Source organism: Flavobacterium kochi (genome assembly GCF_048286715.1).
GTDB lineage: Bacteria > Bacteroidota > Bacteroidia > Flavobacteriales > Flavobacteriaceae > Flavobacterium.
In genome coordinates this window covers 1-17041 of record NZ_JBLVPW010000028.1, presented here as the reverse complement: position 1 = coordinate 17041, position 17041 = coordinate 1, and the positions used below count along the sequence as shown (strand labels likewise).

General features: G+C 31.1%; 12 protein-coding genes and 1 pseudogene. 6 read left to right on the top strand and 7 right to left on the bottom strand.

The genetic code is table 11. The features are described from left to right. Positions 1-62: 62 nt before the first annotated feature. From ACNQGH_RS18740 to ACNQGH_RS18730, 3 genes are all read right to left on the bottom strand, one after another. Positions 63-719 (bottom strand): AbiU2 domain-containing protein, encoded by a 657-nt coding sequence (locus tag ACNQGH_RS18740; protein ID WP_417957549.1) that lies wholly within the window; start codon positions 717-719, stop codon positions 63-65. Between the two features lie 157 nt (positions 720-876). After that, positions 877-1695, bottom strand: a complete 819-nt coding sequence (locus ACNQGH_RS18735; RefSeq protein ID WP_417957548.1) for a hypothetical protein — start codon at positions 1693-1695, stop codon at positions 877-879. Continuing rightward, positions 1689-5498 (bottom strand): hypothetical protein, encoded by a 3810-nt coding sequence (locus tag ACNQGH_RS18730; RefSeq protein WP_417957547.1) that lies wholly within the window; start codon positions 5496-5498, stop codon positions 1689-1691. Before ACNQGH_RS18730 ends, ACNQGH_RS18735 begins: the two co-directional genes overlap by 7 nt. A 550-nt stretch (positions 5499-6048) precedes the next feature. Here ACNQGH_RS18730 and ACNQGH_RS18725 point away from each other — a divergent pair. Both ACNQGH_RS18725 and ACNQGH_RS18720 read left to right on the top strand, forming a co-directional pair. Next, on the top strand, positions 6049-8181 hold the full coding sequence (locus tag ACNQGH_RS18725) for an AAA family ATPase (RefSeq protein WP_417957546.1): 2133 nt from the start codon (positions 6049-6051) through the stop codon (positions 8179-8181). Further along, the gene (locus ACNQGH_RS18720) at positions 8159-9121 is read left to right on the top strand and encodes an HNH endonuclease (protein WP_417957545.1); all 963 of its coding nucleotides are present in this window, start codon (positions 8159-8161) and stop codon (positions 9119-9121) included. The genes ACNQGH_RS18725 and ACNQGH_RS18720 overlap by 23 nt, the downstream gene beginning before the upstream one ends. A gap of 221 nt (positions 9122-9342) precedes the next feature. On the opposite strand, the gene ACNQGH_RS18715 is transcribed toward ACNQGH_RS18720, so the two are convergent. Further along, on the bottom strand, positions 9343-10197 hold the full coding sequence (locus ACNQGH_RS18715; RefSeq protein ID WP_417957544.1) for a hypothetical protein: 855 nt from the start codon (positions 10195-10197) through the stop codon (positions 9343-9345). Between the two features lie 52 nt (positions 10198-10249). Beyond that, entirely contained in the window at positions 10250-10519 is a 270-nt protein-coding gene (locus tag ACNQGH_RS18710) for a hypothetical protein (protein ID WP_417957543.1), read from the bottom strand. Between the two features lie 466 nt (positions 10520-10985). Here ACNQGH_RS18710 and ACNQGH_RS18705 point away from each other — a divergent pair, with 466 nt between their 5' ends. Together ACNQGH_RS18705 and ACNQGH_RS18700 are read left to right on the top strand one after the other, a co-directional pair. After that, complete coding sequence (locus ACNQGH_RS18705; RefSeq protein WP_417957542.1) at positions 10986-11309, top strand: helix-turn-helix domain-containing protein; 324 nt, start codon at positions 10986-10988, stop codon at positions 11307-11309. 254 nt (positions 11310-11563) lie between these two features. Then, positions 11564-12565, top strand: coding sequence for an IS3 family transposase (locus ACNQGH_RS18700; RefSeq protein ID WP_417957541.1), 1002 nt, complete (start codon positions 11564-11566; stop codon positions 12563-12565). A 70-nt stretch (positions 12566-12635) separates the two neighbouring features. Here ACNQGH_RS18700 and ACNQGH_RS18695 read toward each other — a convergent pair. Then, positions 12636-13295, bottom strand: a pseudogene (locus ACNQGH_RS18695) (IS6 family transposase). Between the two features lie 219 nt (positions 13296-13514). After that, positions 13515-15008, bottom strand: a complete 1494-nt coding sequence (locus tag ACNQGH_RS18690) for a Fic family protein (RefSeq protein WP_417957540.1) — start codon at positions 15006-15008, stop codon at positions 13515-13517. A gap of 387 nt (positions 15009-15395) precedes the next feature. Between ACNQGH_RS18690 and ACNQGH_RS18685 the strand changes: the two genes are divergently transcribed. After that, on the top strand, positions 15396-15707 hold the full coding sequence (locus ACNQGH_RS18685; protein ID WP_417957539.1) for a hypothetical protein: 312 nt from the start codon (positions 15396-15398) through the stop codon (positions 15705-15707). Then, positions 15708-16946, top strand: coding sequence for a S8 family serine peptidase (locus ACNQGH_RS18680; protein ID WP_417957538.1), 1239 nt, complete (start codon positions 15708-15710; stop codon positions 16944-16946). Positions 16947-17041 lie beyond the last annotated feature (95 nt).

The window sequence follows — 17041 nt, the reverse complement described above, 5'->3', positions numbered from 1 at the left end:
GCGATTAAATTACTTTAATTCGAACTAGAGTCTTTAGAATTAATAGGTTCAAAATAGCATTTTTAACCTAAACCCATTTCGGCAGGATCGATGTCATTCTTTTCGCTATGCCTAATAAAATCATTTATTTGCTGTTGCTTTAATATTGACAATTCACAAACAATTTTTTTCAATTCTTCCACTGGTTCGTTTAATAAATCGTAGCTGCGATATTGATCAAAAACTGCAGCATATATTTCACTAATAATGCGTTTTACAACATTCAACAATTCTTTTGCATCAACAAATGAAAGTTCGTTTTTTATACCTTCTCGGTTTGGGTCATTGTGACTATATAACTTATCTCTTTGTAACATTAAATTATCAATTTTAATTTTTTCCAAATTAAGATTTTGTTCCCAAATAGACATGGAATATTGGTCTATTTCTTCTACTTGACCGAACTCTCCATCAGGTTTAAATTTCCTAATAAACTTACTAAGATTATAAAAATGAGCGCGGTCGCTCGTTGAGAATAATTTGGCCATTTCGATTACGAAAATTCGCCAATTTAGTTCTGTACTGTATTTGAAAAATTTATTTTGATTTATTACCTCCCTCTCAATAACAGATTGCGGGTTGGTTAGATAATCAACAATTTTAAAAGAGGACTGAGCTAACAACATGATGTCATTTATCTCCTTTGTATGTCGTCGTAGCTTATTTTTATCGTAATTCAATATATATATTTTTATTTATTTTTGTTTATTTATTCCTACTAAAGAATTAGATGGTTACCTTTAATATTTTAGTAGAAATACAAGTCCAATAAAAAGACTTGTTTTTATATATGAAATAATTAGCTGTTTTTTTGGACCATGAATACTGTTGGCCGTATTAGACCGGAATAGATTTTGTATGATGACTTGCTGAGTGTTTTAAGGCAGTTAAAAGTTCTCTTATAAAAAAATTTGTATTGTCTAAAATCTCCTTTGCAAAAATATCAATCATTAGATCAGGTGAATTTTGTAGGAATGGAGTCTTATCCATTTTATCCACGTAGTAATTATAGCCGTCAGAATTTAAATTTATACTATATCCGTGTATAAACCTGTTTCTTAAATTATTAATTTGTAAAAGGTACTTGTCGAAAAATGCGTTGTGAGAGTTAATGCAGATATTTAGTTTATCATTTTGTCGATATCCTAAATTAACCAAACGCTTTAAATAGTTTAAATAATCCAATAATGGAGAACTTAATGGTTCTCTAACATAAACGATTACCTTTTTAATTAGTATTTCAGCTAAAAAAACCAAATTTTCATATAGGGAGGCAATTTGTAGTATAAAGCTTTGAAAATTCAGATCGATTATTTCTTTGTAAAAATTTTTATCATCCACCTTAAAGTTATATTTCAATTGTGCAGTACCATCAAAGTATGTGCAATCCATATCAAATGGTAATGAAGTTACATTATTACTTAAAATTGCATGATCAATATCCTCAAAATAAGTATGAAAAAGAATCTCACATCTTTTAAATTTGGCTTCGATAGCATTCAAAAGCTCAGTAATGGAGTTGAGCTGTACTTTATATTTATTATGAAAAACTTCATTATGACTAGTAATTTTTGTTTCGGAAATTTTCTTTCTGACAATAAGCAATAAAGCATTTCTCTCAGCAGTAAAGTTGCTTAAAATAATTGTTTTTACCATGTTAGATTATCTTTATCGGTTATACGATTTATATCTGCTTCAACTGATTGCAATACTTCTTTAAGAAATGTAGTTGACGGGAGATCCCTTGGTTCTACAGAAATAAAATTACTTAATAGAGAATGAAGATCAACATCAACTTGAAAAGGCATATTGGCCGAGCCTGATTTCACTCCCATTGTAATTATGACAATATAGCAGGCATCCCTGAGACTTTCATATTTCTCAACTTGCTTATTTTTATAACTGGCAGCAATGTTAAATGCATAAATGATAATATTAAGTATATTTTCCTCCTTCTGATGAAAAATATCTAAACTCATGATTGTTCTTTCAAGTTTTTCAGTATCTGCAGCATATTTATTAATTAATAAATAGTAATAATCAGCTGAATAATTTGAAAGTGCTTTACCAGGCTTCAAATATTCCAAAAGATCTTTTGCAATATATAAATGCTCTACCGACTCATCTAAATTTAAATACCAGTTTACAGACCGGAGAAACATTTCTTCTCTGATGATAGGATCACAATTAGTAAATAAGTGCGAATGATTGCCATCAGGAGCAAATTCATAATCTACAAAAGTCTTTTTAATGATCATAAGATTCTTTATAAAATTAAATCTATTCAGAAAATATGTAAAAATGCATTCTGGACCATTAAATATTAGTATTTTATTTAGACAGTGTTCAATTTCATAAGTTAGCTGGTATCCAAGGGTGTGTTTCAAAACAAGTTCCGACATTTGAAATTCAGTTACAGTAGGATTATCACTTAGGCGAATGAAAAACATTTCAGTTTGACGCTGCGGGGTCCTGTCCAAAAAATCACCACAAATCTCTAAAACATAAGGGTGTTTAACAGCAAAAAGACTTTGTAATGCAGTGGATAAATTAAAACTATTTTCAAATTTTTTCTTATTGAAAACCTTAAGTATTATTTCTATATCTTCTTCTCCCAAGTCCCATGAACCTGGCACCTTGTCTGAATAAATAGAGAGTAAAAAATTGTCAGCATCAACAGTATTTAATTTCTGTAACTTTTTGACCTGGCTCCAATAGAATATATTTTCCTTATGTTTAAAATATAATGTAGATAAAATTTTATACCCATATATGCTGTATAGTCTTAGCGAGTAATTATACATTTTATCATGCAACTTTTTAGCATAAACCGGATATTTATTTTCAAGTGTCTTTTGAAAATTGAAGTAATAATGCGGAGGATATTTTTGAGGCTCTAAGAATGAAATTATACTATCAGCTAATTCTTCACTGTCCGCAATTTTAACCATTTCATCACACTTGTCAGATACATATTGTTCGATATTTGGCATGTCAAGAATGCTTATTTCAGCTTTAGAAAACAATTGTGATAAGCGCTCTGTCAAATTTTTAGGCTTAAGAGCTATCTTTACCTCCTCAATTAATGGTCGCAAATCATTTGAAATTCCCCATTTTTCAAACCAATAAAGTTTTTCTAGTATTTCTTTCTGATCTAAAATATTAAATTCTGCCCCTTCCCTTATTAGAAATTGTAAGACGGACTTAATTTCTACGTCATTTTTATACGGTGTAGTATTTTTGTGTGTAGCAAAGATGGCACGTGGAATGTCAATTATATAATTTAAAATTTGGGATTTTAGATATAGAGCATTGGGTAGTTTATAAAATCTAAATAATAAATTAATAATAGTTCTTCTAAACTTTTTTACCTGGGTGATAGCAGGTATATAGTAAGTAGTAAAAATAATACTCTCCCTATTTACCGCATCCCATTCAGAATTACTAAAATCAAGACTCATAAAAGATTTACAGCATGCAAAAGCCAGTAATAATTCTTTTTCGCTGTATTTATCAGCATCCTTAGCAAATAATTCTACAAAGTAACTTTGACGTTCCATGCTAAATCTCTCAACAATATCTCTTTTAGAAAAGATATAAATACCTGCTATTTTACTTTCCTCAAGAATATTATATAATTTAAAAGTACTGCTATATACAAACTCATAATATTCCCGAAATTCGTAAAGGGTGGATAAAATAGCTATAATTGTTATTACAGCTGATTCTCCAGGATTATAATTATTACTTTTACTTTCTCCATATTCTATAATTATGGGATGATTTTCAATTAACAACGAAGCTAAAAAAATTTCGACTCCTTTTCTTGCAACTTCTGGCTGAACAAAGCTGATCCTGCTAATAGTAGAAAGTACCTTTTGAATTTTTTTAATATCATGTTCGTTTTCTATCACTTCTATATAAGTCAAAAGTATCTCATTAAGCACATTTGTATGACCTTTCTCTATTTCATCTACACTGCTCAAATTTAAAATTATATTATCTATGTAGCGTGAAAATTCACTTACGTAATTAACTATTTCTGAACTTCTAATTTGAGAAAGAATTATATCACTGTAATAATCAGGCTTAATACTTTGCTCATATCTTCCATTCACAAATCCATTATTTACAAGTATACTTAGAGACTCATTTAATGCTGGAACCGAAATGCAATGTAATTCACTTAATTTATTTATTATGAATGAATCATTAAAATTAATAGGCTCAATGAGAACAATATTTTGCAATAATCTGGTCAGGCTCAACTTATTCACACCGGTAATATCGGAGACTTGTTCAATATATGTTTTAAAATAACCATTTACATAGTTTTTTAAGAAGTGTTGTTCTTTTATTTTACTGATAGGTTCTCCTCTAAAAATTGCATTTAGCATTGCCACAATAAGTATGGGTTTGCCAAAAGATGTCATTATCAATTGATTTGTATAATGTTTATAATCTGTATTTTCAAGATAATGCTTAAATATTGCCTCGGTATCAGGTCTTGAAAGTTCATTAAGTTTAATGAACAAAATTTTCTCATATTCTTTTAACAATGAAAGAGAATCAAGCGCGCCAATTGTTCTGGAAGTCAAAATTAATTTTACTTTATTGCTCAAGCCTTGTACTAAAACTTTAATATCAGCAATGATTTCGGGCTTATAAGTATGAGCATCATCAATTAAAATAATAAAATTGTTTTTTGATGTTAAAGCTTTTCTTAATTTATCAAAGTCAATATTTCTGTTAAGCAAAACTAATGGTATCCAGTGGTTTAGCGGATCAACTTCTTGCTTAAAAAATTCAATAACAAGTCTGGTTTTACCTATCCCTGCCTCACCAGTAACCACAATCATATTATCTTCAGAATTAATAAATTTCTTTATTTCTTTTAGCTCATTTTCACGGGAAATAAAAAAATTAGCCAAGGAAGATGGCTCAAAATGATCCGAATTTAAATTATTGTAGAATACCGTTTTGTAGCTTTGAATCTGTGCTGTAGTAAAACCGTCGTTGAGCCATAAAAATAAAATCGGATGATGAAGTAATAAATTAAATATTTTTGCACCGTCCCAAATAAACCCAATACAAGTTTTATTTTCTTTAATTCTTTCGGTTTCAAAAATTTCTACTAAACTTTTATGTTCCTGTGGTAACAACTCAATATTCGTAATAAGTACAAAATAATTTTCTTCTGCTAATTTGGCAACTTCTTTTTTTAACTGATAGCGTAGATTGCTGACTGCCTCACCCCTAGCAGCATGAGAAAACTTAAACTGAAATCTCCAATTTCCAGAAAAATTTTGATATGTTCCCGTGAATGCTCCATCAATACCGCCATCTTTACCGGCAGCTGAATAAGGATGGTAAGTTTTTCCTAATTCAAACGTCAGCAGACCATTGCAAAACATTTCAAAATCATCATAGTTGTAATTAGCCCAATTAATTTTATCCATTTGATTAAAAGTATTTTAATAAATTATAGAACACTTCCTCAATGCGTGTAGAAAATGAACTATCTGCCATAAAGATAATTTATTTACTCAGTCATATCTGAGTTTTTTTATTAAGGTATAAATTGTTTTTATGCATAATTATATACCAATTGCTAATAACTTGATTTATATAGTCCAATTTTAAGATAGTATTGTAGACTTTGCCATCACTTGTTGTGTTACGTTGCAATAATTATCTTCTGAAACAGAACAGTCCGACGTCACATATTATAAAGTATAATCCTCATCCTTTATGGAAAAAATAAATCCGTATAATTACGTATTAGTTTCTCTTTATGAATCTGTATTTTTGAAAGCAAAGAATTAAACCTAGAAAATATTTTATTCCATATTAAACTCACGAATTAAATTCTAATATTTGCTCTAAAAACAAACGCTGGAAACATTTTGAAATGTGAGATTGATATCCAAGTTAATTGGTGTAACGATATTCTTGTAAGATTCATCGATTTTAAAGCACATTTTTACCTAAATATAATAAGAATTAATCATGAAATTAGCAGCAATTTATATTCCCAAAAGCACTTTACCTCACGTCTTCGGTAAAGACCATAGCGCTAAAACAATGAATTTAGGAAGTCGTAATTTTTATTTTTTTGATGAAAATGACACGGAAATAATTATCACGGAAAAGATCCAGAATTCAAATTTCATTAATAACTTTTTTGATGAGAATTTAGGCCTAATAAGTGCAGTTGTAGGTCAGAATGCCGCAGGCAAAACATCCCTACTACGAGCTATGAATAATTCCAGAGATATTTCAAATAAAAAACTTGTCTACATTATTGAATATGATGATTCAGAAAAATTGACAATTATCAATGAAACAAACATAACAATTAAAATTTTAATAGACTTGGAATTTGAAATAGTCTCTAATAAAATTTTTGAGCCACTATTTTATTCACCCTGTTTAGATTTTGATTTAAAAGATTCATATTCGCCCATTTCTCTTGTAAATTATTTTGACGAGGACCTTGAGAATTATTTCATTGACTCAGTGATTAGGAATATTTCCCTAATGAACAATGAGATAATTGAAGATATAAAAAATATCTACGATGATTTCCCAAGTTACGATACAGTGAGTATTCAGATAAAAAAGCACAGAAAATCCAAATTTAGAGCTCCATATTTAGAAGCTAATTTCGGCAATCCTCACAAAGGAGATGTTTTAAAAAATGAACTGACCGGTTTTATAAGTGATCTCGAAAATAATAAATCTGGAAAATCAACCTACACAAACGAAGATATAATAGATTTAAGTAAAAGAAATATTGCCATCCTAGAAAGCGAAAGTTTTACAGAGCAATTCAATAAATTATGGGGTATTGATGATTATGATTTTATCGATGATAGTGGATATGATTATATCCACAATTCTGATAGTTTTATAAAAAATATGGAGGTTACTATTTTAAGCTATTTACTACTTGGTGCGGTATTTCCAAAAACCGGTCTTGGCGGGGGAATAGAATTCTCTAGAATTACGCAAACAGTAAATTTTAAAGAAAGGCTAGATCTTTTTTTAGAAATGTACCTAGCAAACGAAGAAAAAATTATTACCCAGTCAATAATTGGGAAATTAAAGGGAATAAAAGTTGAGGAAACTGAAAGTATTATAGCTCTTATTAAAAATGATAAGTTTGTAAAGACTCAGGGGGTTGAATTACAGCCTATAAAGAACAGGATGATTACACATTGTGAATCATTCAAAGAAATTCTTAACTATTATCAGTACATACTAGACTTGACCCAACAATCCTTTTTATTTAAAAATAATACACTAATTTTTAATGTAAAAGACACTAAGCAAGTAATTTTATTTAATGAATTCGTTTTTAAATATAAATATATTTTAAACTCATTGGGTAATATTCCAACAAGCATATCTTTATTTGATTTTTTTCCAGATAAAAAACTCTCAACTGGTGAAAAATCCATTTTAGATCTTTACTCCTCAATATACAATTATATTGATATTAACAAAGAATCTAATCATACTAGTCATGAATTTTACCTCCTACTCTTAGACGAGCCTGACCTAGGTTTTCAGCCTTTATGGAAAAAGAAATTTATAAACGCGATCTCTAAAACATTACCACTTTTATTCTCAAAAATTACTCCGTACAAATATGATAGTGAAAAAGGTGAATATATCTCTTTAAGAAAAATTCCATTTGTCCAAATCATTTTTACAACTCATGATCCGCTAACTCTTTCTGATATTCCGAATTCAAGTGTTACATATTTAAAAAAAGATAAGGAAACTAGTGTACTGCTAGATAATATTGAATCTGATAAAAAATCTTTCGGAGCAAACATTTCTGATTTATTATCTGATTCTTTTTTTTTAGCTGATGGATTAATTGGTGAGTTTGCAAAGGAAAAGATTCAGGATTCGATTGAATATATAAAATCAGCAGGAACCTGCACGCCCAAAAAATGGATTACATCAAGTGATGATGTAAAAAAAGTACTTGATCAAATTGGAGAACCTTATTTACGTGACAAATTAAATGATATGTTTCTAGAAACATTTTCTGATTATAAAGAACTTGAAATAAATAAATTAATAGAAAAAATAAATCGATTGAGAAATGATTCCACTTCAGGTAAATGATTCGTACGCAAAAATTCATTTTGATAAAATAAGAACTAAGCTCTTACATCATATAGAAAGAATTCTGAATAATGGCGGAATAAAAAAACAGCCAAAAAATGCAGCTAACTACACAATTAGATACTCGCCAGAATTGGAAAACGATTTAAATAATTTTTTAAATGATCCAGACACTTTTTTATATCCTTTAATTACCCAAACTCCTGATCAGCTGATTGACTTAATAATGGAGTGGCATAACACTGTTTCATCTTACATTGACGAAACATCTCCCGATTATAAGATCCTTGGTAATATTTTCGTTAGTAGTGTTTACGAAAATGATTTTGATAAATGGGAATTTATAAATAGAATTAACGTTGACACCTGCTCTTATTGTAATAGAAATTACATTTTTACAACACCAAAGAATAAAAGGATAAAACCAGAAATTGACCATTTTTATCCCAAAAAAAAATATCCAATGTTAGGATTAAGTTATTATAATTTAATACCCTCTTGCGAATGTTGTAATGGTTTTGGTGCAAAAGGTCAAAAAGATCCCTTTTCCGAAAACATGGTAAATCCGTACTTACTTAACATTGATGACTTTATTTTCTCTCATCAAGTTAACAATATTGCGATTATTAATCCTTTAGTTGGCAAATCAGATATAACAGTATTTTTCAAGAAAAAAATTCAAAGTCATTGTGACATTTTTAATTTGGATGACATTTATTCACTACACCATGATCACGCAATCGAATTGGTAATAAAACAAAGATTAAAGTACTCAAAAAATTATAATAATTATCTAAATTCCTACACAGGATTAAACTTTAGTAAATCAGAAATTGATAGAATGATTCTTGGAAATTACGCATTACAGAAGGATCAACATAAAAGACCTCTTTCAAAATTATATCAAGATCTTGGAAAGGAATTGGGATTAATTAAATAAGTAGTATAATGCAAAATAATAAAGTGTTTTTTATTTAAACAAGATTCTAAATTTAAGAATTTCGAATTCAAAGATTACGTCTATTTAAGTTCGTTTAACAATTATATCATATTGTTAAGTCTGTGAAATTGTTTGTGAAATTTCGCAGCCTCATATTCGTTTATTCAGAGAGTTGAATGAAAATGCATTTTTGACAGTTACCTATTTTAAAAAAAATGCTGTTAGTGGCTATTTTTATTTATTAGGAATTCGTTAAATTCGTCAATACAATAATTACTTATAGAGTATAAGTTAAAGTGAATTTCAGAATTGCTTGATACTTCATTGTAAATTACTACACCAAAATCTTCAATGTTTTTGAGAGTTGTTTTAATTATCTTATTTAGATACTTATTTACATTATAATCGATGTCATCCGTTTTTAAAATATTCGGCAGTAAATTATCATTACTATTAATTTCTTTAATTGGAACTCTCATAAATAAAATCCCCTCTTTTCTCGTCAGAAGAAAGTCCTTACCCTTGTGAATTATATTATCTCTTATTTGCTTAATATCATTTAAGTCACTTTCAATATTGTTAAGCACCCAAATTATGTTCTTTGGTAATTTATCTTTATTATTATCTTTTTTTGAAAAGGTTAGTAAATTATTTATAGAATCTTTCACTGGATACTGTTTTAATTCTTTATCAGTCAGAGCTATTTTGACAAAATGATATAGAAAGTCGTATATACTTCTCAAATTGGTAAATAAATTTTCTAAAATTACAGAAATATAAAGATTAGATTTATGCCCGTTTATGTGCACAGTCTCGTTAATTTCTTTGAATAAACAATAATTAATTGAAAGATTATGTAAATCTTCTGTAAATCCATAAATTGCAGATTTTATTTTTCCAAACTCCCTGGCTTTTTCTTCAGAAATATTAGATTTTATTGCTCCATTATTTTCATAGTTAGAATAAAACCAAGAGTTTACAACGGAAAACAAAATAGAAGAAAATATTTCACCGCCAACATAAAAACCTTCTTGAGTATTTAGTAGTGTACCTTTGATGATTAGACGGTTTTTCATATTGTGTAGTTTTAAATTTATTAAAAATCTTTCTATTGTACTTCGTTAATAATTACATATGCTTGGTTTTCTCTTTAGATATTTGTTTTTCCTCTATGTCAATATTATAAATTATGTCTAAATCTTTACTGTCTCTTATAAAGAAATACATACCAGCAGATAGAAAAAACCATAAAATGTAGGATTCAAAATCAGTTGATTTTCGCCAAAATATTTCTCTAATAATCCAAAACCAGCAATAGAAGTTAGCTGCCCAAACATAGATTTTTTTACACAAAAATTCAATATTTTTATAATTACTTTTAAAAGAAGTTTTTTTCATAAATATAAATTAAAGTTTTCAGTTTTATTCTTTTTTTAATTGTACACAAATTTTCATTCGACATTCATCCCTCGCCCCCTTTACCATTTGGAATAATGCTGAAGATTATAATCCGTGAAAATCAGTTCATTTACAGGCACTAGAGGATCCAACCACTAATTCTTTGTTCAGCCCCATCCAACAGCTGCTTTTGTTTTTTTACAATCTGCACACTCTACCACACACTGCACTTTTTTAGATCTGAAATTTTCAAAAGCAAAAACTTTTAATTATAGTACCTCTCACTTCAGCCCACATACTGGACTAAAAACATTAATTGTCAGAAACTAAAAGCCAAAATAACTTTTGTGGAGACATTCAATAATAAAAATATTAATACTATTATATTTTTATATAAAGTTTGCAATATATCTAATTAAATCATTCAACTAGATCGTATTAAATATTTAATTATAAATAAATCAACATGAAGCCATTTACTTTTGACCAAATACCAATAATGATGAACAAACTTCATAACAAATTAGAGCATTTGGAAAAACTAATTGAGCAAATCTCCGATTCACGAGAAACTAAAGATGAACTTCTTAATGTTGAAGAAGCATCAAAACTTTTAGATCTATCTGTAGCTACAATCTATAGTAAAGTTTGTAAGAAAGAAATTCCAGTTAATAAACAAGGTAAACGTATTTATTTTTACAGGAATGAATTAATGGAATGGATTAAGTCAGGACGGGTAAAGACTTATTTAGAAATAAAATGCGATGTCGAAAAAAGGCCAAAAATCTAGTATTAAATTCAGATTTTTGGCCTTCTTTATATACAGATAAATATCTATTTAATTTCAAATGTATTATAACATAACTCCTTCATTTATAAATAACTTTATATATCTTATATTCAAAATTTGTACTATTTTTGTACTAAACAACTCCCATGAGTTTTGTTATCTCAATAAGGATACTTTGTTTTATTTTGTGATAGTTTGCTTTAAATTGTACCATAATTGTACCACTGAAACTGAAAACACTATTAAAATATGAGTTGCTAATTTCTGCATCGGAAAGTAAACTTCTGCAATTAAAAAGGCTGAGGAGAGAGCTTGCAGAAGTCAAGCTGGAAAGGGACATATTAAAGAAAGCTACGAGCACTCTCTTTAGCAGAACGCAGGTTAAATTTGAATTCATAAGAGAGTACAGAGACTGCTATCCTGTCGAGAACATCTGCAAAATACTCGGCGTCAGCAAGAGCGGTTATTACTATTGGAATGACAGGAAGCCATCCAAAAGAGCACTGCATAATCTTGTCTTGACTGAACAGATAAAAATTATACACTACCGAAACAAGGAAAGATATGGAAGTCCGAGGATAGCAAGAGAGCTGAAGGTCTCGGGCTTTCATGCCTCGGAAAAACTGATCCGGAAACTGATGAAGCAGGCATCCCTGCAGAGTGTCTTTAAAAGAAAATTTAAGATAACCACCGATTCTTCCCATAGCTATCCGGTAGCAGCAAACAAGCTTGACAGGGAATTCACCATGGGCAGGGAAAATCAGGCCTGGGTGTCGGACATAACCTATATCAGGACAGCGAAGCGGTGGCTGTACCTGACAACGGTAATCGACCTGTTCGACAGGAAGGTCATCGGCTGGGCACTGTCCTCTGTGATCACAGCAAGAAACACCAGTGTCAGTGCCTTCAGAATGACCCTTGCCAACAGAGCAATCACAAACAATTCTCCCCTTATTTTCCACTCTGACCGCAGAATACAATACGCCTGTGGGGAATTTGTCCGTGAAATAAACAATCACAAATCAATTACCAGGAGCATGTCAGGAAAGGGAAACTGCTGGGACAATGCAGTTGCAGAGAGTTTCTTCAAGACATTAAAAGTAGAACTGGTCTACCAGAATCATTTTCAAAACAAATACGAAGCTGAATCTTTAATTTCTGAATACATTGAAAAATTTTACAATACCAATAGAAGGCACAGACATCTGGACAACCTGAATATTTTTGAATATCGAAAATTGCTGAGTGGAGATTGAATAATGATGACTAAAAAAAGTTCTGTCACAGCTGTCGATTACAAATCTACTTATTATTGCTTTCGATGGGTTATGCTACCAATGAACAGAATGATTTAAACATAGTTACATCAGGATTAATCATCTGTTTCTTTCTTAACATATGTACAACTTCAATTCCACCTAACGTTCTTTTAGCTGATTCAAAAGCTGCAAATCCTAATCCATTTAGAATTCTCCACTTGATAAAACGATGATCTTGTTCGACAATGTTGTTCAAGTATTTACATTGCCGGATCACTATTTTAGAAAACGAACGCTGATTATAAACTCTAATAGCGCCTATGTTTGATCCACTTTTGTCACTATTTATTATTCCTGGTTTACCATTATTTCCAATTGCCATAATTAAAAAAGATTGGGCACTCATCCTTTTCCTTCTTGGTTAATAGGAAATCAACTGTATTACCCGATTTATCAACTGCTCTGTACAAATAACACCATTTACCATTAACCTTTATATAGGTTTCATCCATTCTCCAACTTTTCCAACTCTTAGTTTTCGTTTTTTCATTTGCGCCTCGATAAAAGGACTAAACCTGTACACCCAAAGCTGAATTGTCGAATGGTCAACAACTCCCCTCATTTTCATTATTTCCTCAACATCTCGATAGCTTAACGTAAATCTAAGTTTGAAATATACAGCTTGAAGAATGATAGATTTTGGATAGCAGTGACCTTTGATATTCATGGACAGAATGATTTAAAAGGCCTAAAGATAAAAGTTATTGTCAGATGCGACAAAACCAACCATCTGACTTATACTTCTATTGTGAGAATCAGAAGTTCCTACAAAAATTTAAGTCACTTTTATCAGTATTCATACCTCCACTTATCCCTAGAAGAGAAGTCTTTTTTATAATTTATTGGTTTCTTTTAGCCCCAACCACTGGTATTTCCTGAAAAGATACTATTTATAAAATAGTTCTAAATAAATACTCTCCATCTCTTTAAATTCCGCATCAGTAATTTCTTCAAAATATTTTTTTCTTCGATTAGGAAAAATGCCTTTATTTTGATGAAGGTACATAATGACATCCCTTAGTCTCCTATCAGGCATATCAATCAATTGCTGGAGTTCCTTTTTTAGTACGTCATAACGTTCCAGAAAAAATAGCTCTTCAAGTAAGTCTTGTCGTATGGTCGCAAATATTGTATTCGCTAGGTATTCACTTTGTAAAGTCAGGTCTGGATATCTAAAGTATGGGCTGATATTCTCAGTATTGTCAATGGTCAAATCACCGTTTGCCGAAATAGTAAAGCGAATACGCTGCATCAGTGGTTTCGAATATTCCTCAAGTACAGTGTCATACTCCGTAATGTTTTGTAGCATATGCGCCGAGACAGGGATGATAAGTCCTTGCTCAGCCAAACCGTCCCGGGTGAGCATGTCGTGGATTAGAAAACGGTGAATGCGTCCGTTCCCATCTAAAAAGGGGTGTATAAAAACGAAACCGAAGGCAATTATTGCCGCCCGTACAGCCGCCGGAGTTCTGGAGGTTTTTTCTTCTGTTATGGTAAGTCCTTTCATCATAGAACGAACCATGGCCGGTGGCGGGCATATATAGTGATAAATTTCTTCACCTCGATAATTGGCCTGCCCAATATAATTTTGAAAATTACGAAAACCCAGCTGGGCATAGCGAGGATCTACAATAGCATTTTGTAAAGTGGTTAAATTCTGTTCTGCCATTACATCCTCAAAAGGTTGTTTGCCTGCGTGGTGGAGTAAATTGATAAAGCGATCTACACGGTCAGGCGATGGCTTTTCGCTTTCAATTTCATAAGACGATCGGGTTTCCTTTCGGTATAGATATTGGGTGGCGCGTTGAAATATTTCAGGGGTATAATTATTTTTAAGCCCTTCAATTTCACTCCTGATGTCTTTGGCAAGTAATGCATCTAAGGCTTGCGTCTTGCGAATTATCGGGCAAAACTCAGGAACACCCAATAAATTGTCGTTGATTCGCCAGCGGGCATTTTTTATTATATTGCCAGTAAGGTATCGGTCTGTGTCCAGTAAATCAGTATAATTGCCGCTAGCTTCATGTATTAAATTTAGTTTTTTACTGGTTAACCATTCATATAAATAGCCTATTCTCCTTGAATAACGCCCGTTTGGGCTTTCGGAAATATAATTCAGAAGTTCCTGTTCTTCCATTTTATGATATACTGCAGCTAAAAGGTCAAGATTTAAATCGTCATATTTCAGCATGAATTCGATATGACCTGTTACAGTATCGCTTTTAGGGGCGTATTTAGGACCATAAGTTTGTTCGGTACTGCCGTCAAGAGCCATTTCAATTTTGTCCCTTGTGCCTATATAAGACCGATGGGTTATGCGATAATAGGTGAGTCCAAAATATTCTTTCAGCCAAAGGCTTCCTGCTACTTGTAATGCCATAAAATGCGGTAAAAAAGATATTATCGCAGTAAATATAATAAAAAACTCCAATCTTTCTGTAAAAACGTTTTTTAAAATTGATAAATTCGAAGGGTTGCAGTAAAATTGATATACTTTTAGTAAAACTGATATTTCAAAAGTATAAAGCAGTAAAACGATTATTTTTCAGTTTTACATAAAAACTCATAAGTAAGTACATTCAATAATTAAAGCACGATGCTCGAATCAGGCTTTCATATTTAATCTGGAAAAAGTTACTGACCAAACCCGGACTATTTCTTATTGATACCCACCGAAAGCAATAATAAATAAAATTTATGCTCGACAGCTGCGACAGACCCAATTTTTTTCGATGTTTTAGAAGATTATGATGGTCCGGGAATTATAATGGCAACTACGAATTTAGAAGGTTCAATTGATAAAGCATTATTTCGAAGATTTGACGATATCATAGAAATGCCTAAGCCTGGTCATGAGGAAATAGAAGATATTCTAAGATCTACGCTTGGGTCAATAAAAATTGCCAAAGATATTAAGTGGAATATAATCGCCAAAAAAATGATTGGCTTTTCTGCAGCGCTGATTGTTAAAATAGCTAATGATGCCGCAAAGCTCTCAATAATCAAAGGAAACGATAATGTGAATTTGTTTTTCCTTGAAGAATCATTAAAGGAAAAACAATTATACATCAAATCATAAATGGCAGAATTTCCACATCTCCCATTAATCCAAACACTTACTGGCACTCATAAACCGGCAAGTAATGGTAGAAATAAACCTATTGATCCGATTACGGCTGCTAACATTGCAAACAGGGAGACGTACGGGAAATCATTAATTTTAGCCACATCTAATCTTAAAGATGAACGTGAAAGAATTATTACAGATAGACGAAAGGCTGGTTTGCCTGATATTCCAGAAGAAACCGCTATACCAATATTTCTTAAAGTAGACACCAATCTATTCAACACAGAATCTTTAAAGGGAATGGGTATTGATATTATTGCAGAAGAACTCAATGGCTACATTATTGGAGCAAGTACCGATAGTTTTGCATCTTTACAAGCAAAAATAGAAAAATTCATAAACGAGGAAGGCAAATATAAGAACCAAGCCGCACAATTGTGGGAAATTAATACTGGAACTTCATGGAAAACTGAACAGATTTTATGTGAAAACTTACTTCAAAAATGGCCCTCTATTCAAGATGTCGAAATATTTACAGTAGATATTTCCGTTGCGTGTTATATAGCAACACCAGTTCAGCCTCAACAAAATAAAGAGGAAACAGATGAACAATTTCAGGCAAGAATTGAACGTTGGCATACTAAGGCAAGAGAAATAAGTCTTCGCCAATCAGATTTAGCAGATGCACGAGAAGAATCAATACAAAGATTTCTTAGCAGTTATAATGCGGACATTAATCCCGAAAGTGTTCAATTTGACGACAGTTTCTGCTTTAGAGTTACTTTGTCGGGAGCTGCTTTAAAAGATTTTGTCCTAAATTATCCTTATGTTTTTGAAGTTGTAGAATATTCAGAAAATGAACAACCAATAAGTATAAATGGCCAACCTGTTGATAATGACCTAGACATTATTGCTCCAGAAGAAAATGCTCCCCAAATATGCATAATTGATAGCGGTATACAAGAAAACCATCGATTATTATCGGAATCTATTTTATCAAATAAATCAGTAAATTACGATACTTTTGATAATACTACCTCGGATCTGTATGGTAATGGCGGGCATGGGACACGAGTTGCTGGTGCTATCCTTTTTGGGGAAAATATCCCATCAACTGGAGTTTTTCGCCCCCACTGCTTTCTTTTAAATGCCCGGGTTTTAAATAAATATAATCAAATGTCTTCTAGCTTGTACCCACCAGCATTGATTAAAGATATAGTTAATAATTTTCAATACTTCGGTACTTTTTAAGCGGCAATTTTACCAAAGTCTAACAGTTTGCGAAAGATAATCTTATTTTTTTTCTTGTTAGGGTTTATTCCGAACTTGCTCATAAATGTTTTAAT